Here is a 23,574-nt window from a genome sequence, read left to right on the forward strand (position 1 = left end):
GCGTCCGGACCGTCCATGCACATTCGAATGCGTATTCAAAACGAGCACTCGGCATCTTCGTCTGCGCTGTCCTGCGAGATACTGGCTACTTGCAGCACGAAGGGCGCCTGCGACCGGATTGTCAGGCTGTTGCCCAGGCTCGGCAGACACGCAGGCGTCAGCACCATTTCGCGCCAGCCTTTGCCCTCGGCAACCGACAGCGCCTGGGTCACGTCGAAAGTGCTACCGCCGGCGGCAAGGATGACCGGGCCGGCTGGCCGTGCGTTGACGGCATAAGTGATGCGAATGGCATTGCCGCCTTGCGGGCCGCTCAGGTCGAGCGCGGTGGACGGTCCAAAGGTTATCTGGCGCGCGTCCTCCTGAGCGTTGCGATCAATGCCGCGAGCGACGATCCCGCCCGCTTCGCCGCGCAAATCAGGCAGCTCAGTGCCCTTGGACAGCGCCTTGACCCGGTCGGCCAGACGTCCGGCAGCAAACCAGTCAGACTGGCCGCCCGCCGTCAGCGCCGTGCATTCCTCGCTCACCGTCCCAAGCGGTGTCGTGTCACCGAGCTTCCGGCTGTAGCCATAGGCAAACAGTGCCCCCTCGGGTCCATTCAGCGGCGCGCCGTCACAACCGGCGGGCCACGAGAATGACAACTGGCCAGACGCTGGCATCTTGCCAAACAATATGTCGGCAACACCTGCACCTTCACTGCCCGGCAGCCATGCGGCCACGAATGCGTCGGCGGCATTGAGTTCGCGGTTGACCCACAAGGGCCGCCCCGAAAGGAACACCGCGACGGTCGGAATGTCGCGAGCGCGGAAATCGCGCAACAGGGCAAGGCCCTCCTCGTCGCGAAAGGCCAGATCCTTACGGTCACCGACAAATTCGGCATAGGGTTTCTCGCCAAAGACGACGACTGCCACGTCAGGCTTGGTGACGAGGCCAACTACTCCGTCTTCGGTATGGACAACAGTGTTGCCCTGCGCCTTGGCTACTTCGCGGATTCCGGCAAGGATCGAAGTGGCGCCCGGGAAGTCGGCATTGGTCAATTCGCCGCCACCTTGCCAGGTGATGGTCCAACCGCCGGATTGCTGGGCGATACTATCCGCTGCCGCACCGGTGACGGCGATTTTTGCACCCTTCTTGAGCGGCAGGACGCCATTGTTCTTGAGGATGATCATCGACTTGGCGACGGCTTCGCGGGCAATTGCGCGATGGCTTGGCGAGCCAAGCTTGGCCCAGTCACCGGCATTGGCGCGCATCGAAGGCTGGACTTCGCCACCAAGGATGCCGGCCCGCTGTTTGAGGCGCAGGACACGGACGACCGCCTCATCGAGCCGCGCCATCGGGATAGTCCCGTCGCGCACCTGCGCCAGCGTCGTTTCGTAAAGCGCCTTCCAGTCCTCGGGCACCATGTACACATCAAGCCCCGCCAGCAGCGCCTGCGGACAATCGGTATTGGTGCAGCCCTTGATCTGGCCGTGTCCGTTCCAGTCCCCGACAACCAGTCCGTCAAAGCGCATTTCATCGCGCAGCAGATCGGTCAGCAGCGCGGTATTGCCGTGCATCTTCTTGCCATTGATCGAGTTGAAACTGGCCATGACCGAGCCGAGCCCGGCGTTTATCGCAGGCGGATACGGCGTGACGTGGATCGCCTTAAGATCCTCGATATCGCCATTCACTTCGCCTTGGTCGACACCCTGTTCGGTCCCGCCATCGCCGAAGAAATGCTTGGCCGTGGCAATCACCCGTCCATCGCGCAAGAAATCGGCAGAGCCGGGCGTGCCTTGCAGGCCCTTGACCATGGCCACGCCCATCCTCGCCACAAGCTCGGGATTTTCAGAATAACTTTCATAGGTCCTACCCCAACGATCATCGCGCGCAACGGCGACGGTGGGAGCAAAGGTCCAGTCGATACCGGTGACCTCGATCTCGGTCGCGGTGGCGGCTCCGATCCGCTGGATCAGGTCTGCGTCCCCCGTCGCGCCGAGCGCGATGTTGTGCGGAAAGATCGTCGCGCCGATGACATTGGCATGGCCATGCACAGCATCAGTGCCCCAGATTGCCGGGATCACCGGCTCGCCGTTTGCGAGCGGCTTGGTCGAGGCTATCCAGAATTCGTCGGCCAGCTTCAGCCAGTCCTGCGCAGGCGCGAAGTCGTTGCCATACGGTCCCGAATTACCGCCGTTGAGGATCGTGCCGAAGCGATACTTCTCGACATCGTCCGGCGTGATTGAGCCAATGTCCGGCATGATCAGCTGGGCGACTTTGCGCTCCACACTCATCCGCGCCAGAATATCCGCGATCTGCGCATCCTGGGCCGAAGCGGGAACAATAGCAGTTGCCGCCTTCGATGCGGCGGTCTGCAACTCCGCAGGTGGCGCGCACCCCGCCATTGCCAAAATCGAACCAGCAGCGACAAGCCATTGACGGCGCACTAAGCATCTCCCCCTTACGATCCCTTTGGGAACGTTCTCAACGTTACAAAGCCCGTGTCGAATTGCAAGCTGCAATATTCTACTGCGCGGTCGCTGGTCGGGGGATGCTCGCCAGCAACAAGCTGGCCAAGGCGGCCAGGCCAGCCAGAAGCCAGAACAAACCAGAGAAACCGAAGACCGGCACAAGTGCTAGGGTCAACCATGGCATGATGAGAGACGGCACTGTGTTGGTCAGGTTAAAAAGGCCCAGGTCTCGGCCCCGGCGGCTGGGCCGTGGCAGCACACGCAAGGTCTGGCCGGTATGGAGCGACAGGAAGATCGTCGCCGCAAGGCCGAACAGGACGTAGCCGACCGTGGCGTAGGTCAGCGAAGGGGCTATCGCCATCGCCAGCAAACCTGCCGCGGACAGGCCTGCGCTGATGGCCAGCGGCAAGATCGGCCTCTCATGCCGGTCGGACCAGCGCCCGATGGCAATGGCGAGCGGTACGGCGACCACGAGCACTGCGGCGAATATCCGGGCAATATCGCTGTCCCGCACACTGGAATCGATCGATCGGAACCAGAACAGCAGATAGGCAAATAATGCCGCCTCGGCGATCTGGACCAGCAGACGCGCAAGCCACATCCGGCTGACTACGCTCCGGCTCTTCAGGCGCTCTGGCGGAACGACCATGGTATCTTGCTGCGGCGGCTCGTCTTTCATCAGGTGCGGCATGGGCGCAGGTCGGCCGAAAATAACCACCGGCAACACCATTGCTGCAACCAGCAAGGCGACCATCACCAGCCGCGAATTGGGATCGGCAAGCCCGGGAATAGTCACTAGCGCGCCCGAAGCGGCGCCTAAGGCCGGAGCGAAAGCGAGCAGTCCGCCAAGCAAGCCCTTCTGGCGATCGGGAATGCAATCGCCAGCCCAGGCGGCCAGCGGCGCCAGCATCATGTTGAGCCCGACCTGCCAAGCCATGATGAAAACTATCAAGCTGGCAAAACCCTGCGCCCGCGGGATCATGACAAGGAAGATGCTCGACAGGGCAAGCCCGGCCAGCACCCACGGCAAGCGTGAGTGGCTGCGATCGCTGAGCCAGCCAAATGTCACATTGGCGAGGCTTGCCATGGTGGCGCCGCCAAGCGTCAGATAGGCCAGCCATGTTACATCCGCTTCGCCAGCAAGGGTCGTAACCCTCACGGGCAGCAGGACAGTCAGGAAAGGCACATAGGCGACCGCCCCTCCTGCCACTGCGAGCGCATAGAGCAGCAGGAACCGCGTCGATTGCCGCGAGCCGTCAGCCATTCCCGGCTGAGGGTGGTGGTGCCGTCGATCCACGCTCGATCAAGCGCCCCGAAACATTCACTGGAGCATCGGGAATCGCGCCTTTGCGCCCCGCTTCAATCAACAGTTCGACTGCGCGCGAGGTGGTCTTGGCGATTGGCTGGTCAATGGCGGTCAATGTCGGACGGGTAAAATTCGTCACCGGTGTATTGTCGAAGCTGATGATCGACAGTTGTTCGGGTACCGCAATATCAAGCTCCCTCGCGATATCGAGCGTAGCCAGTGCCATCTGGTCGCTGCTGGCGATGATCGCGGTTGGGGGCGGGTCTTGCGACAGCAATTGCCTCGCTGCTTCCTCGCCCGAAGCATAGGTGAAATCGCCAGCGGCCAGCAGGTCATCGGTCGCCAGCCTCGCCGCCTTCATAGCCTCGCGCCAGCCCTCGACCCGCCAACGACTCAGCGAATATTCGGGACTACCTGCGATAAATCCGATGCGCTGATGCCCGATGCTGGCAAGATATTCAGTGGCCAGCCTGGCATGACCATCGTCGTCCATGGTCAACGCGATGCCCGCGCCCTTGTTGCGCGAGCCGATCCGGGCGAACGGAATGTTTTCACGATCGAGCAGTTCGATCAGTGTGGCATTTTCCGAGTGCGGCGGGGTCAGGATAACGCCATCGGGTTGGACCGCTGCCAGCGCTGCGCCCAGTTCGCGCTCGATATGGTCGGCGTGGGTATCGATGAGCTCGAACATCAATCGATAACCATGCTTGCCGGCGGTCAACATTCCGCCGAACAACATCTGGTCGACCCAGTCGCTGCCCTGCCGTGCCTCCCATTCCGCGATCGTCCGTTCGCGATCATTGAGTGCCAAGATCAGATAGGAGCGCGAGCCGCTCATGCGTTGCGCGGCAAGCGACGGCACATAGCCGAGCCGGTCAATCGACGCCTGCACCCGTTTCCGCATCTCGGGCCGGACATTGGGACCGTCATTGATAACACGACTGACGGTCTGCAACGAAACACCAGCATCTGCCGCTACGTGCTTGATAGTTACTGACTGGCGCCTTCGGGCCATGCCTATTTGTCCTCGCCGAGAATGCAGGCGGTGCCCCTATCGCGATCTTGGCCGCATTGCCAGACACGAACCCAATCGACTGACATCAGCTTGGGAAAGCCTGTTTCGTCGACACCGCCCAAGGCACGCTCTTCAGGCAGGCCACCTCCAATGGCGAGGTTAAGGATCAGGTGGAAGCGCTGGTCGAACGGCGCATTGGGATCGTCGCTGGAGGTGGTGAACCAGTCGGCTGCACGCTTGATGGCGAAGGGCGTACCATCGACGGTCCAGACGAACACGCCCTCGCCCCACAACAGTCCGTAGGTATGATATTCACCATCGAGCACAGCGGGATAGCTGATTTCAGTGCTGGCGAGGTCATTGTCAGGCCACGCACCACCAAAGTGCAACGTGCCGAGAATGGTGTTCTCTCCGCCCTCCTCGCAGCCCTTGCTGCGAGGACATTGGACACCAAGATTGACAGCTTCCAGGATATCGATCTCGCCCGAACGCGCCCACCTGCCATAGGCGTCGTCTTCGGGCAGCATCCATATTGCCGGCCACGTGCCCTGCCCCTGCGGCAGGCGCGCCCGCACTTCAATCTTGCCGTATTTCCATGCCGCCTTGCCACGCGTGACCATTCGCGCGCTCGAAAACGGCTTGCTGGCCGTCGCCGAAGGATTGGCGGCGTTGGCGCGCATATGCTGCGGCAGCGCCGGACCTGTGGTGGTCTCCTTGCGGGCGGTGATGACAAGCGCGCCGTTTTCGATGGAAGCGTTGCGGGTGCTATCGGTGTAGCATTGGCGCTCGTCATTCCCGCCGCCCCAGCAGTTGATGTCAAAATCCCAATTCGTACGATCGATGGCAGTGCCGTCAAATTCATCGGACCAGACCAGATCCCAACCGGCATCAACCAGCTGGGGAACTGGTTCCGAAGCGGTGCCCGCGTTGCCGGGCGCGGCTTGCGGCGCACAGCCAAGCACTGCCGCAACAAAAAACATCTGCGTCGCAATACGTTGGATCATCGTTTCCCCCTGGCACTGGCCCGCGGGCCCTATACGCAAAAACGGGCCCTTGCGAGATGCAAGAGCCCGTAGATGCTAGCTACTTTATCGCATCGCTTCAGAAATCGAACCGCGCGAGGAACGAGAAGCGGCGATCGTTTCGGAACGCCGACCTTGTGATCCGCGTGCCTTCGAAATCGACCACCTGGCTCGTCCGCGTTACCGTATCGAGCAGGTTCACGCCCTGAACACCGAGCTTGATGTTGTCGGTCACCGCATAGAAGATCGACGCATCGAGCTGTCCGCTGGATTCCTGCCAGATCGGCGAGAACGGGAAGATGTCGTCGCGCGGAGTGATAAGGAAGTCCGACCGCCAGTTATAGGCGGCACGCATGGCCAGCGGGCCTTTCTCGTAGAAGACCGTCGCGTTGAACGTGTGCTCCGAAATCCCTGCCAGCGGCTGGGATGTGGAGAACAGGCCGGTGTTATTGGCAAGGTCCACATTCTGGAATGCGCCACCATCGACATAGGTGTAGGTCAGCTGCGACCCGAGCCCATCGAGGAAGCCTGGCAGGAAGTCATAGGTCTGCTGGTGTGTGACCTCGAACCCTTTCAGCGTGCCACTCAACTGGTTGGACGGACTGTTCAGGTCGACATCGAGCGATGCGCCCTGGTCGCCGGTGAAGTTGACCACTTGCAAGCCGTTGGCAACGATCCCGGTGATGTCCTTCAGGAAGAAGTTCGCGGTCAGCGAGCCAACATCGTCGAAATACCATTCCGCCGAGATATCGTAGCTCCACGATTCGACCGGTCGCAGCGAGGTGCTGCCGGTGCTCAACGCGAACAACGTGCCTGTATCCAACGTGCCTTGCGACAGCAGCGTGCCAGTGTTGTCACCGATCACCCCGGCCTGCGAAAACTGGCTCAGGTCAGGTCGCGATATGCCCTTGGACACCGCGAACCGGAACAGCAGGCCGTCACCGACATCGAGCTTGGCATTGAAGCTCGGCAGGAAGTGATCGTAAGTGACATCTGTATTGGATCGGAAGGTATCGTTGGTGAACGCCGACGCGAATGCAGCGAGCCGGGTCGGATTGAGTTGGCAATAGGCTGGTGCCGGAATTCCCGGGTTCATGATCGGGAAGTTGGCGCAAGCCTGCGTCACTTCCGCAGGTTGCACGACCCCGTCGCCATTGCCCCCTTGCGAAACGTCGTCGAACACGAATGTCTGCGGGAAGCCAATCAGGCCGTCGCGCTTGACCTTGGTGTGGACATACCGAAGGCCGACATTGCCCTGCAGCGTCATCCCGCCGGAAAATTCGGTGCCGAAATCGACCCGGCCATAAACCGCCTTGGTGGCTTCGCCGACATCGGAAATCTCGGGCGGGCAGAACGGATCGCAAGGCGTCTGGGCCCCGGTTACCGGATCGGTGTAACTGCGTCCGCTGACACTGACGAACCGGTTCGGCGTGATCGAGAAATCGTTGATCTCTTGCGCCTGACGCAGCGTTTCGCCGCTCAGATATTCGCCGAGGAAATCATCACCGCCATAGAAATAGGATGCGCCGTTTTCGATAGGTGTCGGCGCATTGCCGCGCTGGAAACCATCGGCAAACGGGCTGCGGATTTGCGAGTAGTTCGGGAAGTCATCAACGAAGGCACCACCGGCGATGGCAAACTCTTGCCCCGGCAATCCGGTGTAGAAGCGGCCCGGCGTGAATCCTGACCAGTCAGGCACATAAGGACCCGGACCCTGGAAACAGCCGGCACCTTCACCCCACGGCGCACAGCCGGCGCGACCAGCCCAAACAGCCGAAAGGTTGCCCCAAGTGCTGAAGGCGGTGTCGCGGGTAGTCCGCTCACGATCGGCCCAGCGAACACCGAAGCGTGCCTTCTTGAAGAAGCCTTCATCGCTGATGTCGTATTCGGCATCCAGACGTACGCTGTCGAGATCGCCGTCATTGCGTTCGCGGCTGTCGAGCAAGAACCAGTAGGAATTGTAGAAACCGCTAGAGAAGTAGTCGGCCGGCGCGCCCGGAGGGGCGAGGAACTGGACCTGCGGCGTCTTGCCGGTGTTATCGATCGAGATATCTGACCAGGTGCTCATCACACCGATGATCGAGTCGCGGGTCAGGTTTGAACTGATGTGCTGGGCTTCGAAATTGAAGCGCAGGCGATCGGTCGCCTCGAAATCGAGGTCGATCGAGAAATCTTCGGTATCCGCATCGGCTTCCCGCTGGAAACGCAATGATTCAGTGGGGATTCCGCCGAGACCGAAGGGCGTGGCGTAGGCATTGCCGACATTCTGCGTCAGGATGCCGCTCTGGAACACACCGTTGCTGTCGAACTGCCATGTCTCGCCAGCCCGCGGGACGGGGAACAGCGCGTCGTCATTGACCAGCGCCAGGATAGCATATTCATCGGTCTTGAATGTCGTGTTGGCCTTCAGATACTCTGCGGTAAGCAGAAAGCGGCCATCGAGACTTTCAAATTGGAACACACCGGAAATCGCCTCGCGGTCGCGTTCGAGACGCGTCGTACGAACGCCCGCACCCTTGGGCGCGATTACCGTATTGGCAGGCGGGAAGTTCGTCTCGTCAAAGCCGGTCGGCGTGCCAACGCCATCGGAGAACACCGAGGTCGTCCGGAAACAGCCACCGGTGAGCGAGGCGTCGCGATAGCAAGGATCGGTCAGCTGAGAAGCATCGGTACGCGAGACAAGCTCGGACCGCGCATAGCCTAACTGCAGTCCGAACGTCCCGACACCGGTGTCGAAAGTGTTGGAGATAAGCCCCGAAAAGCCCGGTGACCATTCGTCGGCCAGATCGCCTACCGTGGCCTCGATCGTCCCGGCGATCTTGAGACCGCTGGTATCGAGCGGCTTGCGGGTCACCAGGTTGACCGTGCCGGCGATGCCGCCGTCGATCATGTCGGCAGTGACGTTCTTGAACACTTCGACGCGGCCGAGAAGCTCGGGCGAGACGTCGTTAAAGCTGAGCACGCGGCCGCCATTGGCGGAGAAGATGTCGCGTCCGTTCAGTTCCGAGCGGACGAACGGCAGACCGCGGATAATGACGCCCGTGCCTTCGACCGAAAAACGGTCAGGATCGGATGATTTCTCGAACCGGCCGATATTGACGCCGGGCACGCGCTGGAGAGATTCGGCGACCGAGCGATCGGGTAGCGCGCCGATATCCTCGGCAGTGATCGCGTCGACAAATGTATCCGCGTTTTGCTTGAGGCTCTGCGCACTTTCAAGCGAGGCGCGGAAGCCTTGGACTGTGATGATGTTCTCGGCGGCCGGTGCCTCTTCGGCCGCGGTTTCCTCGTCCTCGTCCTGCGCCATGACTGGTTGCGCCATGGTCGCGCACAGGGCGATACTGGAAGCAGTACCGAGCGCCAAAACGCGGCGCGAAACAGAATTCGATTCGATGGTACGGCGTGACAATGCCATTCTCCCCTAAAGCATCCACCCTGCGCCGTTTCAGCGCCCGGGCCCCCACGAAAACCGCATTCGTATGCGTTTCGTCTATTGTGCATTACCCGCAATTGTTATCGTTCACAACCCGCATAATGAACGTTCACAACAGATTTGTTGCATGCTAGCCACAATCGGGTTGCGAGAAAGGCCAAGGGGTCGATTGCAGCACCGTGGATGGCGCGATAGCTTCGCGCCCATTGGCAGAGGGATATCGCAGCGATCATGGCAATCAGGAAAATCATCATCGTCGGCGGCGGAACCGCCGGGTGGATGGCCGCGGCCGCACTGTCCCGTCTGCGGCGCAATGACATGGTCGACATCACGCTGGTCGAGTCCGAAGCAATCGGCACGGTCGGCGTTGGCGAGGCGACAATTCCTCCCTTCGTCAATTTCAACGAATTGCTCGAAGTCGATGAAAGCGAAATGCTGGCCGCGGTGCAGGGCAGTTTCAAGCTCGGCATCCAGTTCGAGAACTGGGGCCAGGTCGGGGACAGCTACATCCATCCCTTCGGGGCCTATGGCTATACGATGGGCGGCATCTCGTTCCATCACGTCTGGCACAAGTTCCGGCAGGAAGGTGACAAGAGGCCGATCCAGGTCTTCAACATCGAGACCATGGCGGCCTACTTCGGACGGTTCGCCCGAACCCAGGACTATACGGAGGGGTTCAAGCGCGACGATCTGCCGCCGGTCAATTACGCCTATCACATCAATGCCACCGCCTACGCTGCCTTCCTGCGCAAATATTCCGAGAAACGCGGCGTGGTGCGGCAGGAAGGCAAGATCGTCGACACCCAGCTGGATGCCGAGAGCGGCGATGTCCTGTCGGTCCAGCTCGACAGCGGCGAAGTGCTCGAAGGCGATCTGTTCATCGATTGCTCGGGCTTCCGTGGCCTGCTGATCGAACAGGCGCTGGAAACCGGCTATACCGAGTGGACTCACTGGCTGCCCTGCAACCGCGCCGTGGCGCTGCCGTGCAACCGCGACAATGGCAGCCCTCCTCCGCCCTTCACCAAGGCGACTGCCCATGCCGCCGGCTGGCAATGGCAGGTCCCGCTGCAACACCGCAACGGCAATGGTCACGTCTTTTGCGATGCCTTCATGGAAGCCGACGAGGCGCATGATATCCTGGTGAACAATATTGCCGGAAAGCCGACCGCCGATCCCAACCACCTGCGTTTCGTCACTGGGCATCGCAAGAAATTCTGGAATCGCAATGTCGTCGCGCTGGGACTGGCGGCGGGCTTCATGGAGCCGCTCGAATCGACATCGATCCATCTGATCAACACAGGGGTCGACAAGTTGATCTCGATGCTGTCGCTCGACGGTATCACCGACGCCCAGCGTGATACCTTCAATCGCCTGACGACACGCGAATACGCCCGCATCCGCGATTTCCTGATCCTGCATTATAAGGCGACCGAACGCACCGACAGCGAGTTCTGGAATTACTGCCGCACCATGAGTGTGCCCGATACGCTCACGCAGAAGATCGAACTGTTCCAGGCCAATGGCCAGATCTTCCGTGAAGAGGACGAGCTGTTTACCGAAACGAGCTGGGCGGCAGTGATGATGGGTCAGCGCATCGCGATGCGGGGCCACAATGCCATTGCCGACACGCTGGAACCGACCAAGACAAAAACCGAACTCGACGAGATGGAAAAGTCGATCCGCTTTGCCGTCGAGCAGATGCCAGGGCACGAGCAATATTTGCAGAAATACTGTCCCGCGCCAATGGCCTGAATGGGCGCGATTGCCCGACCTGCAGCTTCAGTCGCGCAAATCCTCGGCATCTTCCTCCTCCAGCACCGCCACCATCGGGGTGGTGCGCGGCATGGAGCGGAAGGCCTGCTGTTCGTTGCCCGGCACCGGGGCATTGCGTGCCATTCGCCAAAGGCCGAAGGCAAAGGCGAGCGTCGCCACCAGACCTATGGCCAAAAACAGCCCTGAAGGCCCGGCCAGCATCATCCCGGCTGAACCAAGCATGGGTCCCGCCAACGCGCCAACCGAATAGGCCAGCACCAGTCCACCGCTCGCCCCTACCCGCTCCTCCTCGCCAAGATGGTCGTTCAAATGGGCAACGCACAGTGGGTAAAGCGCAAAGGTGAAGCCGCCGAACAGGCTTCCCAGTGCAATAGTTTCCGCCGGCATGCCGGCGACCGCAGCCATCGCCGCACTAAGCGCAATGATAGCAGCGAAACAGCCCAGAATGACTTTGCGGCGATCGATCCGGTCGGACAGGAACCCGAGCGGCCATTGCAACGCCACCCCGCCTGCAATGACCACCGAGGTGAACAGCGCAACTTGCGAGGTCGGCATACCGGTGCGGCTGACATAGACAGCCCCCAGCGCGTAGAACGCGCCCAACATGCCCCCTGTGGCGACGGTGCCGACAATTCCCAGTGGCGAAGCGCGGTACAATCTGCGCGGCGCAAAGGGCGCCAGTCTCTCGACCGCCGGCTGCTCCATCCGCGTCAGCACTATCGGGAGCACCGCCAGCGACAGCAAGATAGCCGACAGCATGAACGGCAGCGCGGGAGCGTTGTCTTCCAGGTTGAGCAGGAATTGCCCGCCCGCCTGCCCGCTGTAGAGCACGATCATATAGGTCGCGAGCAGCGAACTGCGTGTGGTCGGCGTCGCCTGTCGGTTGAGCCAGCTTTCAAGGCACACGAATACGCCCGACATGACGAAACCGTCGATGAAGCGCAGCACGGTCCAGACCGGCGCGTCGAGGGCGATGGCGTAGGCCAGGCTGCTGGCCGAAAACAGCGATACGAAGGCGGCAAAAGCGCGGATGTGACCGACCCGCGCAATCAGCTTGGGCGCGCGCAGCGATCCGGCGGTGAGACCGGCAAAATACGCCGTCGCGGCGAGGCCGATGACCAGGGCATTGGACTCGGCCTGTTCCAACCGAATGGCGATCAACGTCGACAGAAAACCACTGCCGGCCATGATCATGAAGATCGCCAGCAGGATCGGACGGACGGGAAGTATGGGAGCGAGCATCAGTCAGCCAAGGCGCCGAGCGCCTGTTTGAGCGGAGCGAGCCAGGGTTCGTAGGGCTTCCATGCGCCCTGCCCTGCACGATTGATAGGTTGCCGAACCTGTTCGGAAGAGGCGGTGCGCACCGCGCGATCTGTCTGGTGAAACTCGAGACAAGCCTGCTCAAACGGTAGTTCGCAATGGTCGAGCATCCGGCGCACCTGCCCGTCCAGATCGTCGAGCACGTCCTCGTGCTGCACCCGCAGGACCTTGCCCGGCAGCACTGCGTCCCAATGGTCCATCAACTCGACATAGTCGGCGTAGTAGCGGCCGATCTCGTGGAGCCCGTAGGTGAACTCCTGACCTTCGGCGAACAACTGCTTGAAGCCAGAAAAGCAGCAATCCATCGGGTCGCGCCGCGCGTCGATTATCTTTGCATTGGGTAGGATCAGATGAATCAGCCCGACATGCCGGAAATTGTTGGGCATCTTGTCGATGAAGAACGGCGCATCTTGCCGATGGATGCGTGTATTCTCGATGTAATCCCCGCCAAACTTTGCCAGCTGGTCGGCTTCGAGCTCATGCAGAATCTGCGGGTAGCGAGACTGGCCCGCCTTGCGCCCTCGTAGCCGATGCGCCAGCGCGAGAATGTTCGGCAATTCCATCGTGCCATCGACCAGGCTGTGGCTGGCGAGGATCTGTTCCAGCAAGGTCGAGCCTGCGCGGGGCAAGCCGACGATAAATATCGGATCGGGCGCCGGATCGCCCGTGCCCGTGTGGTGCTCAAATAGCTCGGGGGAGCAAGCCTCGCCTTGCCGAGCCAATTCCTCGGCCATCGCATCAGCGCTGTAGCGGGTCTGGGCGCGCTTCAAGGCATTGCCCTGTTCGTAAAACCGGAAGCTTTCTTCGTATTCGGCACGGTCCTCATGCGCCTTGCCGAGCGAGAAGGAGATATGGACGCGGTCCATGAAGCCAAGGTCCGGCCGGTCGACCTGTCCGCGCATCGCGTCGACCTCTTGGTCGGTGAAGCGATAGGTCTTGAGATTGGCGAGCGCATAATAGGCATCGCCGTGATCCGGCCGCGCGGCAATCGCGGCGCGGTAACTGGCAACCGCTTCCTCGCTCTGGCCGGTGGTCTTGAGCGCATGGCCGCGGCTGGTCAGCGTGGCCGGATCGCCAGGTATTTTCGCGAGCACCTGTTCGAACAGATCGAAGGCCCGGTCATAGTCCCCGGTCTGCATGCTCTCGATTGCTAGGTGAGACTGGAACAGCGGATTGTCCGGTTCGCCTTGGTGCAGACTCTCTGCCTGTTCGCGCGACTGGGCAAATTTCTGCCGCCGCCGCAAAGCGTCCATGTAATCGAGCCGAAGCTGGACGTTGTCGGGCTGGAAGGCGACGGCACTTTCGAGCAGGAATTCCGCATCGTCGAGGATACCCAGCTTGATGCCGATCTGCGCCAGAAGACGCATGCCTTCGACGTTGCGCGGGTTCTTCTGCAGGAATGCGCGGCAAATTTCTTCGGCGCGTAGCAGGCGACCCTCGTGCAGGTGATTGGCGACTGCCAGCAGCTCGCGCGGAAGCTTGCGTAACCGCTCGGCCTGTGCCCTTGCTGCTTGCGCCTCAACCAACCGCGCATCGGCTTCGAGCAACTGGGCTTGCGCCGTCCAACTCGCCTCGAGCACGGGATTGAATTGGACCGCGCGCGCATAGGCGGCGATGGCAGCATCCCGGTTCCCCGCATCGCGCGCCAAGTGCCCCGCTTCTTGCCATGCACGGCCATATTCGGGCGATGCTGCATGAAGCCGCTGCAGGATCTGTCCCGCAGCTACGTATCGCTTGAGAAAACGCTGGGCGACCGCAGCCATATACAGCGCCTCTGCATCGTCGGGCCATGTTGCAAGTAGGTTCTCGGCACTCGCCAAACCGCGTTCGAAGTCGCCGGATTGGAGCGCTTCGCGGGCCTCGTTCAGCAGGGTGTCGCGGTTATCAGTCACACAGCCGACCTTGCCGCAAAAGGAAAGCGGCGGGCAAGTCTTGTGACCTGCCCGCCGCTCGATTTTCTTTCGGTTGGATCTATCAGTAGTCCCAACTGAAGCGAATTCCGCCCGTCAGCGGACGATTGGTTGTGATCCGGGAGCGATCATTGATGAAGTTGCCCGCGATCTGCGCCCGCGTATCGGTCAGGTTCTTGCCAAACAGTTCGACCGACCAGCTATCCTTCTTCATCCCCACCGACATGTCGAAGGTCGTGTAACTGTCGAGCTCGAGCCGGTTAATCGTGATGATGTCCGTAAACTTGGATGCGGAATGCAGTACCTGCGGCTGGACGTGGAACGTCATGTCGCCAGCATCCCATTCGTAGCGCACCCGCAAATTCCCCTGGAAACTGGGTGCATAGGCCAGGTCGTCGCCCACGTTTACATCCGAGGTCGGTGTCAGGACCTCGGTGATCTCGGTGTCGAGGAAGCTGAAAGCGCCCGCCACGGTCAGGCCCGGCAACGAATAGGGAGCGATGGTGAACTCGCCCTCGATACCCTTGATTTCCGCATCGGCCGCATTGTCACTGAAGAACAGATTGGTGATGCTGGGATCGAAGATGGTCGTCTGCAGACGGCTGATATCAACGAAGAATGCACTGCCGTTGAAGCGGAACTGGCCGTCGATCAGGTCAAGCTTCCAGCCCAGTTCGTAGTTCTTGACCTCGTCGGTCTCGAGCTCGAATGGGACGGTGAAGCCCGCGCCGTTGGTCGCCCCGCCCGGGCGGTTGAGCAGGCCTGGCCGGAAACCCTCCGAATAGGTCGCGTAGAACAGCAGGTCTTCGTTGGGCGTGAAAGTCGCCGTGCCCTTGAAGATGGTACCTGTGGCCTTCGCGACATCGGGCGCTTGCAACGCATTAAACACCTGCTGGGCCTGACCCGCGCTCAACCCTGCGGCCTGGATGTCTGCGATGGTGTCACCCAGGTTAAAGGTCTGGCGCAATGCCGGCGAACAGCTGCCGATGAAGGTATACTGCCCATCACCGTCATACAGATCGTTGAGGTCGGTACCGAAAGCGTTCTGGTCCGTCGCGCTGAACGAGTTGCAGAACGAGCCATTGGCCGAGCCTTCGAAATCCACCTCGATATCGTAATAGCGTGCACCGGCGGTCAGCGTCAGTACGTCGGGAACGACATCGAAGCTGAATTCACCGAAAATGCCGAACTGCTTGTCGGTACGGCGGATATCGTTACGGAAAACAGTATCAGCCGGAAACGGTCCGGGGTCGGTCGTGAAACCGGCCTGCGGGAAGTTCGGCTTGAAAGGGCCGAATGGCGCGGCAGCGACATTGCCCGGATAGGCGAAATCGTTGCGTTCCTTCAGCTCGAGGTCGGAGTAGAACCCGCCTGCGGTTACGCGCCAGCGGTTTTCTTCAGGCGTGTTGAAGCGCAGTTCCTGCGTGAATACAGTAGTTTCCGATACGGAGTTCACGTAAAGGTTGGGCGGCTGGCAGGTCCCGCTCGGGTTAGCCGCGCCGGGATAGCTAACCGATCCATCGCAGATGTAATACGGCAGGTACTGGCCGACGAAGAGATAGTCAGTGTAGTCGACCCGCTGCTCCGTCTCGCGGTCGGTGTATGCGCCGGTATAGACCACATCGAGCATGGCAATGCGCCCTTCGACGGTCCAGCTTGTGTTGCTGAAATCGTCCTCTAGCCGGTCTTCTTCGAAACGCTGGATTTCCAGATCGTCGAGGTCGAGCGCGGGGTCGGCGAAGAACACGCCGTCCGATTCCACGCTCTGTCGCGCGTGGCTGACTGTCAGGCGCCAGTCGGGGGTGAGCTCATACAACGCCGATACGCGGAAACCAGCGTATTGCGTGTCATTGAAGTCTTCTTCTACCAGTCCAGCATTGTCGGTGGGCAAGAAGGTGACGGCCGACAGGTCGGCGCCGGCCTGGAACCCGCCGCGCAGCGCGTTGACCGGCACCCCATTCTCGCGGATAGTTCCCGCCGGGCGGAAGCGCGCGCTTTCGCGGGCGGTGCGGGTGCCCTGGACATTGTCGATATAACCGCCCTGATCGTCGAGATAGACAACCCCGCGCAGCGCCAGCGCATCGCTGACCGGCACGTTGACCATGGCCTCACCCTTGTAGGAGGTCTCACCATTCTTGGTGAAACTGGTTTCGATATCGAAACCTGCATCGAAGCCCGACAGGCTCGCCTTGTTGGTGATGAGGCGCACGACGCCTGCCTGCGAACTGGCACCAAACAACGTGCCCTGCGGGCCGGCCAGCACCTCGATCCGTTCAAGGTCGGCGGCATAGACATCCAGGTTGCGGCCCGGCTGGGCCAGCGGCTGCTCGTCGAGGTACAGCGCAACGTTGGGGGCCAGACCGGCGACGCCGGCGGTGGTCAGGTTGGGCGTAGTCGAGGCGAGGCCGCGAACATAGATCGTGCTTTGTCCCGGACCCGAACCACCTGCGGTTACATTAGGCAGCTGGACGAGGTAATCGTCAAAGGTCGAGATACCCAGTTCATCCAGCGCGTCCTCGCCGATGGCGTTGACCGAGATGGCCACGTCCTGCAGGTCCTCGCTGCGCTTGGTAGCGGTGACGGTGATTGTCGGCACGCCGCCGGTGCGAGGCTTGGCCTGTGCCTTCGCCTGAGCAGACACCTGTGCCTGCGACGATGTTTGCGCGTTGCCCTGCTGACCCTGCGCGACAGCAGGTGTCGCAATAAGCGTCGCCAGCACGCCAAGCGAGGCGCTGCTGCGTAGAGATTTCATGCTATATTCCCCTCGGGTGGTCCCGGATGACGTCGCCACGTCGATGAAGTTCTCGCGGATGGTCCCGCATGAATTGCGTATTCGCGAAAAGAGAGTTCGCGACTTGTGATGAGAGCGCTAACAAGTTGTCCGCGCAGGTTCCACCGGCACAACCGCACTTTTCCAGATCGATTTTCAGACGTTGCAATATCGCAACACGGAATTATCCGAAGTTTTCACACAAGGATCATCCATGAGAAACATGAACATCGCTTTTTTTGCTATCAAATAAAGAAAGCAATTGAGCAGATTTCAATTGCCAGTCTTGAGAATTCGCCCAGATATACTTATAGTTGTAATTATGTTTCGCCTAAGTCTCGTTCCAAGAGCGCCAAGATAGTCTTGGCCTATACGGTGGACCGCTTTTCGGCGCGTTCGGCAGCCTCGGAGAGCAGCACTTCGCAATGGGTCTGGACCCCGTGCCGGTTGCGGATGACATCGTACACGATTGCCTTGACGATAGAGACGGCCATCAGCGCAACGACGACAGAGAATGGCAGCGCCCCGATGATCATCGTCACGCGAATGGCGTCTATCCCGCCCAGCACGAGCATGCTGCCGACGACCAGTCCCAGCGACGCACCCCAGAACAAGATGTGCCGGCGGCCGGCATCGTCGTCACTCCCCGCCCCGTTGATCGTGTTGACGATCAGGATGGCGCTGTCAGCCGAGGTGATGAGATAAGTCATCAGCAGTATCACGATCAATCCGCTGAGCAGCGAGGCGATCCCGCTGCTGAACAATGCAGAGATGGTGGCATAGATCTGGTCGGAAATGCTCGCCGCGAGTATCGAACCTTGCGCAGTTCCGTCCAGTTCCAGTGAAATCGCCGTACCGCCTGCGAGTGCCATCCATATGAAGCACATGAGCGATGGCACCAGCACCACGCCGAGCACATATTCGCGCACCGTCCGACCGCGCGAAATGCGGGCGATGAACATGCCCACAAAGGGAGCAAAGGCGATCCACCAGGCCCAATAGAAGACCGACCAGTCGAGTTGCCATTGCGCCAGCGCGTCGCCTGTCGCGGTCCCGTCTGCGCTCCAAAGGCTCAGCATCGTCACCGGAAGGCTGGCGACGTGATCAACCAGCCCATTGAAGAGCAGGCCCAGGCCGAACAGGCCCGATCCGAATATCAGGAACACTGCCAGCAGCAGGAAAGATAGCGCCATATTGAGATTGGACAGCCACTTGATGCCGCGCCCCACCCCAGACAGAGCCGAGAGTGTGGAGGCACCTACCAGCAGTACCAGAGCGGCAATGATGGCTGCATTGGAAGCGGTCCCGTTTGGCGCCATCAACCATTCGCCCATCCCCAGCCGGTAAAGCCCGGCTACGAATTGTTCGACGCCCAGCCCCAGGGTCACTGACACGCCGAGGATGGTCGCGACCACCGCCACGATATCGACCATGTGGCCGCCGATGCCCGAGAGGCGCAGGCCGAACAAAGGTGCCAGTGACGAACGGATCGTCAATGGCAGGCTGCGGCGATAGGCGACATAGCCGATCGCCAGCCCGACAAGCGCATAGGTCGACCACGCCGAAAGACCCCAGTGCAGAAAGGTGTATTCATAGGCAGATGCCACTGCCGCAGCGCTGACAGGCTCGACATAACCGCGGATGATATCGGGATTGTTTTGGAAATGAGCGAGGGGTTCCCCGGTCGAATAGGTCAGCATGCCGATACCGATCCCGGCCCCGAACAGCATCGAAAACCACGAAAAGCGCGAAAATTCAGGCGTTTCTCCAGGGGCCCCTAATCGCAGCGAACCCGATTGCGGAACGAGCGCCAGAATGGCGCAGACCGCGACCAGAAAAGCGACGAGATAAACGTACCAGCCGGCAAACTGCCGAATGATGGTCTCGTTTGCGAGCGCGAGGGTTTCACTGGCGTGTGTCGGGAAGACAATTGCCCAGACGATCAAGATGGCGACGATGATTTTTGCCGGAATGGCAACATGAGTGCTGAAACCGGTGTAGAAACCGGCTTCCGCCGTCGCGACAGGCAACTCGAAAAGCGGTGGGTCGACTGGGCCGGAGCCCGACGATTGCTTATCGACTTGCGCTTCATTTGTCATGACATGCGTTCCCTTGCGACCAGCGACCGCGCTGTCGCAATAGGACAACCAGCTCGAGATGCTCTGTGTTCCGCGCAATGGCGGACCGATCTATTGTTGTGTGGCATCCCTGCCAGAAAATGGCGCTCGCCCGCAAGCCTCGCCCCGCGAGCTGCACATGAGAGGAAGCATGAATGCCAAGCTAGGTTGGGCTGGCTCGCTTGGGGAGTTTGGATACCGTTGCAACCGGCTCGTCCGATTCAATCGGCCTCGCGGCTTCGCGATAGGCGCGCGACCCCATGAAATCAGGGATGGCGGACGCTTTTTTCGATATCTGGCGGTGGTCAGCTATTGGCTGAGGATGTTTCGCCTTCTGCGCAGGAGGGTCGGCGGGAACAGGCGGCTCTGAGGAGGGTGTGACCAAGGTCGCCGATTTCTGTGAAAGGGGGGCTTCCCCCTGCCAGATTACCCGAGCATTGCGGGGTCTGTGCCACCGCTCACCGGGTATCCTGACGACATCCGCACTGCACCGTGCGCACCGCGCGAAATAGAACCCCCTATTCCAGACAGGTTCAGCGATGACTCGATGCCCAAAAAGTGTGCAAATTATCGTCATAGACGCTGATCAACCAAAAAATCTCTGCCCAATTCAGGCGGTGTCGTTACCCAGGTTGCGGGAAAAACTCGGATCTTCGAAAACTCCTGAAACCACCTTATCCGATTTGTTCGATACAAGTTTCCTGTCCGGTTTTTTCATTTGCTCCGCTCTCTCGCCGCGATAGTTGAGCTGCCCATTGATTGCGCTCCCGGTGCTCATCCGCATCCTGGAATACTCGATATCGCCGGAAACCATGGCAGTCTCTTCGATCGCAACCTCGTCAGAATAAATTGCGCCTTCGACAGTCCCCATGAGACGCAAACGATCGGTGCGGATATCGCCTCGCACCGACCCGCCCTCTTCAATTACAAGAGTACCGCATTGGACGCCGCCTTCGACCATGCCCCTCACAACCAGGTCGCCGGTCCCCTCGATATCACCGTGCATCGTGATGTTCTCGGCAATGTAGGAAACTCCATCCCGACCTATGTCGTGATCTTGCTGCGGCTCTTCCCCCGGCTGTGGCAGGGGATATTTCCGCGTTTTGGGCTTGTTGTCGTCGCTGTCACGCATCCCAACATTCTCTCTCATGAATTAACGCCGCGCTCCCCGAAAGCGGAAGCCCATGGATAACGAATCATTAAGGTGTATCAGAATTTTTCGCGCCGCCTAAATGACTCGAAAAATGCGTTCCATTTTGGCGCAATGATTGTTCAATCGTTGATGACAACGAAACTCCTGCGGGAAAATAATCCGGCGCTTTGTATTGGCGGCGCTTGTATTCGGGCAGTGCGACAATACTGCGCGGCAGGTAAACTGCGCCAGCGATTGCAAGTTTTTCAGAGACCCCCTGCGGCATGGTCGGTCTCACGCCAACTTGTTTCTACACTGCCTACTTCCCGACATCAGGTCAGATGCGCTGGCGCTTTCGAGGTGCTCAGCTAGCAAGAGAGGCAGGCAGATTATGCTTTTCCTCAAATAGGTGCTTATAGTCTGCATTATCGCTGGAAGCCTCGAACAATGATCGGCGAAGCGACGGGTCGGACGGAGCAATTATACAGGGGAGGACTCGCAATGGCCGTAGCCGATCACGTCGATTTCAATCGATTCATGGAAGGGGTTAAGCGCCGCAATCCGCATCAAACTGAGTTCGTCCAAGCAGTGCAGGAAGTCGCAGAAGACATATTCGATTTCATCGAAGACAAGGAAGAATATCACAGCGAGCAGATCCTGCGGCGGATTTCTGAACCAGACAGGGTCGTGAGCTTCCGCGTCTGCTGGGAGGACGACAATGGCAATGTTCGCGTCCAACGCGGATGGCGGGTGCAGAACAACAATGCCATCGGTCCTTACAAAGGCGGGCTTCGTTTTCATCCAAGCGTCAACGAAAGCGTGCTCAAGTTCCTGGCCTTCGAACAGACTTTCAAGAACGCGCTCACCGGTCTGCCAATGGGCGGTGGAAAAGGCGGTTCCAACTTCAACCCCAAAGGCAAGAGTACGCGCGAGATCATGCGCTTTTGCCAGAGCTTCATGACCGAGCTTTATCGCCACATCGGCCCCGACACCGACGTGCCGGCGGGCGATATCGGCGTGGGCGCACGAGAAATCGGCTACATGTTTGGCCAATACAAACGCATTACCAACGAGTTCAGCGGTGTCCTGACTGGCAAAGGTCTGGAATTTGGCGGGTCGCTGATCAGGCCAGAAGCAACTGGCTATGGCGCGGTATATTTCCTCGCTGACATGCTGGCGACCAAGGACGCGGACCTGGACGGAAAGACAGCTGTGATTTCGGGTTCCGGTAACGTTGCCACGCACGCAGCGGAAAAGATCGGTCAATTGGGAGGGAAAGTGCTAACTCTTTCAGACTCTGGCGGCTTCATCCACGATCCCGACGGCATCGGCCAGGAGAAGCTGGAATGGGTCAAGCATCACAAGACCCATCGCCGCGGGCGTATCTCGGATTATGTCGACGAATTTGGTGGTGCGACCTTTCACGAGGGTAAGCGACCCTGGAATGTCGAATGCGATGTCGCCCTGCCCTGCGCAACCCAGAACGAATTGATCGGAGACGATGCCCGGGCGCTGGTGAAGAACGGGTGCATGGCCGTTTCCGAAGGCGCCAATATGCCGACCGACCTCGAAGGCGTCCATGTGTTCAAGGACGCGAGAATCCTTTTCGCGCCGGGGAAAGCCGCCAATGCGGGCGGTGTCGCCGTGTCCGGCCTCGAGATGAGCCAGAACTCCGAACGCCGTCCCTGGAGCGAAGATGAGCTGCAAAAAATGCTGCGTGACATCATGCATGGAATTCACGAGCGCTGCCTGACCTATGGCGATCAGGGTGGCGGCTATACCGACTATGTCAAAGGGGCGAATGTGGCCGGATTCAAGAAAGTGGCGGACGCCATGCTTGCCTTCGGGGTTGTATGAGCGACGATCAGAAACCGGCCACCCGCTCACTCTCTCCGCAGGCGATCCATCTGCTTCGCACGTCGATGCAGGCCAATCTTCGATTGAGCCAGATGGCCGATCAAAAGGCCAGCCTGTTAATGGGCGCGAGTTTTGTGGTTTTCACTCTGGCTGTGGGCCAGGCCGGGCGTGGATTTGCATCGATGGCACTCGTCGTGCTGGGTACGTTCGCCTTTGTTTCAGCATGCTTGTCCGTCGCCGCGGTGTTACCACGCTTCAGCCGGGATCCGGTTGCGGACACCGAAGGTAACATCCTGTTCTTCGGTGTCTTTACTACACTCGAAGAGAAAGATTTCGCTGATCAGGTGATCGCGCGATTGGACAATGACGAAGATATCTACCGGCTGATGCTACGAGACATCTACCAGAACGGGCAAGTTCTCCAGCGCCGCAAGTACCGCCTGCTGGGTTGGTCCTATCGGATTTTCCTGGTGGGGCTGACCTTGGCCTTGTTCGTATTTCTCTATGAGCAGCGCGAATTGTTCTCCGGCCTGTTTTGACCCGCAGCGAAACTAAGCCCTATCTGCCGACACCCAGCTGGGCAGCTTGATCACTTAGAAGCGACGCTTGATCGGGATTGGCGCGGATTGCAGCATCGAGCGCCGCTTTGGCCAACTGCGGTTCGCCCAACGTCATCCTGCTTCGCATCAGCATGACCCAGCCTTCGATGTTGTCCGGGTCTCCCTCCAGCCGTTGCTCCAGTCGCGCGACCATATTCTCCGCCATAGCGCGCTGCTCTGAGGGCGGGATCGCTCCTGCTGCGGCAATTTCGCTCTGGGTAGGCCCCGAGAGGCCCGTCCCCGATTGCGCCATGACTGGCGGACGCGCTGCCAGAATCTTGTCAATCCGGTCAGTCACTGCGATTTGGTTGATCGCTCCGACCTGTTTGATCGTACGGATCAGATCCCGTTCCCAAGGAGCGCCTTGGTCAGTATCGCCGAGCAAGGCCAACCAGTCCGCTATTGCTCCGTCATGATCTCCGGACAGATCGCGATTGACCGCGAGAAAGTAGCGCGAGCGGGAGTCGCCCGGATCGATTTCGCTAGCCTTGCGAAAAGCGACCAATGCGTCAGCCGGCATCGGATCGCGCTCGCTCGCCAGCACCAGCGCCTCCCCCAGGGCCGACCAGAGGACTGCCTCTCCATCGTCGATGTCCACTGCCTTGCGATAGGCCTGCGCTGCCTTGCCAAACTCGGCTCGCTCGAAATAGGCAAAGCCCAGCGCCTGCCAAGCCTCCGCATCACCGGAACCCTCGGCTCTTTCGCGCAGGTCATCGATCGAAAGCAGCGCTTCGATTCCGGTGTCGTCAGAAGCGTATCGACCGGAGCCAAATTCGCGATAACCGATTGCTCCTACTAGGAGAACTGTCGCCACGCCTAGAGCTATCATCCCGGTTCGATGGTCGCCAGACCTGGTTTTTTCTTCCGCCATGC

The 23,574-nt window shown here is 60.0% G+C and carries 15 protein-coding genes; 3 read left to right on the forward strand and 12 right to left on the reverse strand.

The window, feature by feature from the left end; translation table 11 throughout:
• Positions 1 to 35 precede the first annotated feature (35 nt).
• The 5 genes from ACXYL9_RS10075 to ACXYL9_RS10095 form a co-directional block, all read right to left on the reverse strand.
• Positions 36 to 2,423, reverse strand: coding sequence for a glycoside hydrolase family 3 protein (locus ACXYL9_RS10075; RefSeq protein ID WP_459039363.1), 2,388 nt, complete (start codon positions 2,421 to 2,423; stop codon positions 36 to 38).
• 79 nt (positions 2,424 to 2,502) lie between these two features.
• Complete coding sequence (locus ACXYL9_RS10080) at positions 2,503 to 3,711, reverse strand: MFS transporter (protein WP_459039364.1); 1,209 nt, start codon at positions 3,709 to 3,711, stop codon at positions 2,503 to 2,505.
• Positions 3,704 to 4,768, reverse strand: a complete 1,065-nt coding sequence (locus ACXYL9_RS10085; RefSeq protein ID WP_459039365.1) for a LacI family DNA-binding transcriptional regulator — start codon at positions 4,766 to 4,768, stop codon at positions 3,704 to 3,706. Before ACXYL9_RS10085 ends, ACXYL9_RS10080 begins: the two co-directional genes overlap by 8 nt.
• Positions 4,769 to 4,770: 2 nt before the next feature.
• Entirely contained in the window at positions 4,771 to 5,772 is a 1,002-nt protein-coding gene (locus tag ACXYL9_RS10090; protein ID WP_459039366.1) for a glycoside hydrolase family 16 protein, read from the reverse strand.
• 97 nt (positions 5,773 to 5,869) lie between these two features.
• The gene (locus tag ACXYL9_RS10095) at positions 5,870 to 9,112 is read right to left on the reverse strand and encodes a TonB-dependent receptor (protein WP_459039367.1); all 3,243 of its coding nucleotides are present in this window, start codon (positions 9,110 to 9,112) and stop codon (positions 5,870 to 5,872) included.
• A gap of 342 nt (positions 9,113 to 9,454) precedes the next feature.
• On the opposite strand from ACXYL9_RS10095, the gene ACXYL9_RS10100 reads away from it, so the two are divergent.
• Entirely contained in the window at positions 9,455 to 10,975 is a 1,521-nt protein-coding gene (locus ACXYL9_RS10100) for a tryptophan halogenase family protein (RefSeq protein WP_459039368.1), read from the forward strand.
• 27 nt (positions 10,976 to 11,002) lie between these two features.
• Here ACXYL9_RS10100 and ACXYL9_RS10105 read toward each other — a convergent pair whose 3' ends face one another.
• From ACXYL9_RS10105 to ACXYL9_RS10130, 6 genes are all read right to left on the reverse strand, one after another.
• Positions 11,003 to 12,238: an MFS transporter gene (locus ACXYL9_RS10105; RefSeq protein ID WP_459039369.1), complete on the reverse strand. Its 1,236-nt coding sequence runs from the start codon at positions 12,236 to 12,238 to the stop codon at positions 11,003 to 11,005.
• The gene (locus ACXYL9_RS10110; RefSeq protein WP_459039370.1) at positions 12,238 to 14,208 is read right to left on the reverse strand and encodes a tetratricopeptide repeat-containing sulfotransferase family protein; all 1,971 of its coding nucleotides are present in this window, start codon (positions 14,206 to 14,208) and stop codon (positions 12,238 to 12,240) included. Before ACXYL9_RS10110 ends, ACXYL9_RS10105 begins: the two co-directional genes overlap by 1 nt.
• Positions 14,209 to 14,290: 82 nt before the next feature.
• On the reverse strand, positions 14,291 to 16,978 hold the full coding sequence (locus ACXYL9_RS10115) for a TonB-dependent receptor (protein WP_459039371.1): 2,688 nt from the start codon (positions 16,976 to 16,978) through the stop codon (positions 14,291 to 14,293).
• A 386-nt stretch (positions 16,979 to 17,364) separates the two neighbouring features.
• Positions 17,365 to 19,095 carry a BCCT family transporter gene (locus tag ACXYL9_RS10120; protein ID WP_459039372.1) on the reverse strand — a complete coding sequence of 577 codons (1,731 nt, stop codon included), beginning with the start codon at positions 19,093 to 19,095 and terminating at the stop codon, positions 17,365 to 17,367.
• Between the two features lie 628 nt (positions 19,096 to 19,723).
• Positions 19,724 to 20,245, reverse strand: a complete 522-nt coding sequence (locus ACXYL9_RS10125) for a bactofilin family protein (RefSeq protein WP_459039373.1) — start codon at positions 20,243 to 20,245, stop codon at positions 19,724 to 19,726.
• A 67-nt stretch (positions 20,246 to 20,312) separates the two neighbouring features.
• Positions 20,313 to 20,531, reverse strand: coding sequence for a hypothetical protein (locus ACXYL9_RS10130; protein ID WP_459039374.1), 219 nt, complete (start codon positions 20,529 to 20,531; stop codon positions 20,313 to 20,315).
• A gap of 215 nt (positions 20,532 to 20,746) precedes the next feature.
• Between ACXYL9_RS10130 and gdhA the strand changes: the two genes are divergently transcribed.
• Positions 20,747 to 22,102: an NADP-specific glutamate dehydrogenase gene (gene gdhA, locus ACXYL9_RS10135; RefSeq protein WP_459039375.1), complete on the forward strand. Its 1,356-nt coding sequence runs from the start codon at positions 20,747 to 20,749 to the stop codon at positions 22,100 to 22,102.
• Complete coding sequence (locus ACXYL9_RS10140; RefSeq protein ID WP_459039376.1) at positions 22,099 to 22,641, forward strand: Pycsar system effector family protein; 543 nt, start codon at positions 22,099 to 22,101, stop codon at positions 22,639 to 22,641. The genes gdhA and ACXYL9_RS10140 overlap by 4 nt, the downstream gene beginning before the upstream one ends.
• Before the next feature lie 19 nt (positions 22,642 to 22,660).
• Here the strand turns inward: ACXYL9_RS10140 and ACXYL9_RS10145 are convergent, their stop codons facing one another.
• A complete protein-coding gene (locus tag ACXYL9_RS10145) occupies positions 22,661 to 23,572 on the reverse strand; it encodes a tetratricopeptide repeat protein (RefSeq protein WP_459039377.1) in 912 nt (303 codons plus the stop codon).
• Positions 23,573 to 23,574: the final 2 nt, after the last annotated feature.

The organism is Qipengyuania sp. CAU 1752, from assembly GCF_054482615.1.

Bases quoted from the DNA above. Each gene is read 5' to 3' on its own strand.
- ACXYL9_RS10080 (WP_459039364.1), bottom strand. From the start codon at position 3,711: ATGGCTGACGGCTCGCGGCAATCGACGCGGTTCCTGCTGCTCTATGCG.
- ACXYL9_RS10085 (WP_459039365.1), bottom strand. From the start codon at position 4,768: ATGGCCCGAAGGCGCCAGTCAGTAACTATCAAGCACGTAGCGGCAGAT.
- ACXYL9_RS10090 (WP_459039366.1), bottom strand. From the start codon at position 5,772: ATGATCCAACGTATTGCGACGCAGATGTTTTTTGTTGCGGCAGTGCTT.
- ACXYL9_RS10095 (WP_459039367.1), bottom strand. From the start codon at position 9,112: ATGGCGCAACCAGTCATGGCGCAGGACGAGGACGAGGAAACCGCGGCC.
- ACXYL9_RS10100 (WP_459039368.1), top strand. From the start codon at position 9,455: ATGGCAATCAGGAAAATCATCATCGTCGGCGGCGGAACCGCCGGGTGG.
- ACXYL9_RS10105 (WP_459039369.1), bottom strand. From the start codon at position 12,238: ATGCTCGCTCCCATACTTCCCGTCCGTCCGATCCTGCTGGCGATCTTC.
- ACXYL9_RS10115 (WP_459039371.1), bottom strand. From the start codon at position 16,978: ATGAAATCTCTACGCAGCAGCGCCTCGCTTGGCGTGCTGGCGACGCTT.
- ACXYL9_RS10120 (WP_459039372.1), bottom strand. From the start codon at position 19,095: ATGACAAATGAAGCGCAAGTCGATAAGCAATCGTCGGGCTCCGGCCCA.
- ACXYL9_RS10125 (WP_459039373.1), bottom strand. From the start codon at position 20,245: ATGCGTGACAGCGACGACAACAAGCCCAAAACGCGGAAATATCCCCTG.
- ACXYL9_RS10130 (WP_459039374.1), bottom strand. From the start codon at position 20,531: ATGCCGCAGGGGGTCTCTGAAAAACTTGCAATCGCTGGCGCAGTTTAC.
- gdhA (WP_459039375.1), top strand. From the start codon at position 20,747: ATGGCCGTAGCCGATCACGTCGATTTCAATCGATTCATGGAAGGGGTT.
- ACXYL9_RS10140 (WP_459039376.1), top strand. From the start codon at position 22,099: ATGAGCGACGATCAGAAACCGGCCACCCGCTCACTCTCTCCGCAGGCG.
- ACXYL9_RS10145 (WP_459039377.1), bottom strand. From the start codon at position 23,572: ATGGCGGAAGAAAAAACCAGGTCTGGCGACCATCGAACCGGGATGATA.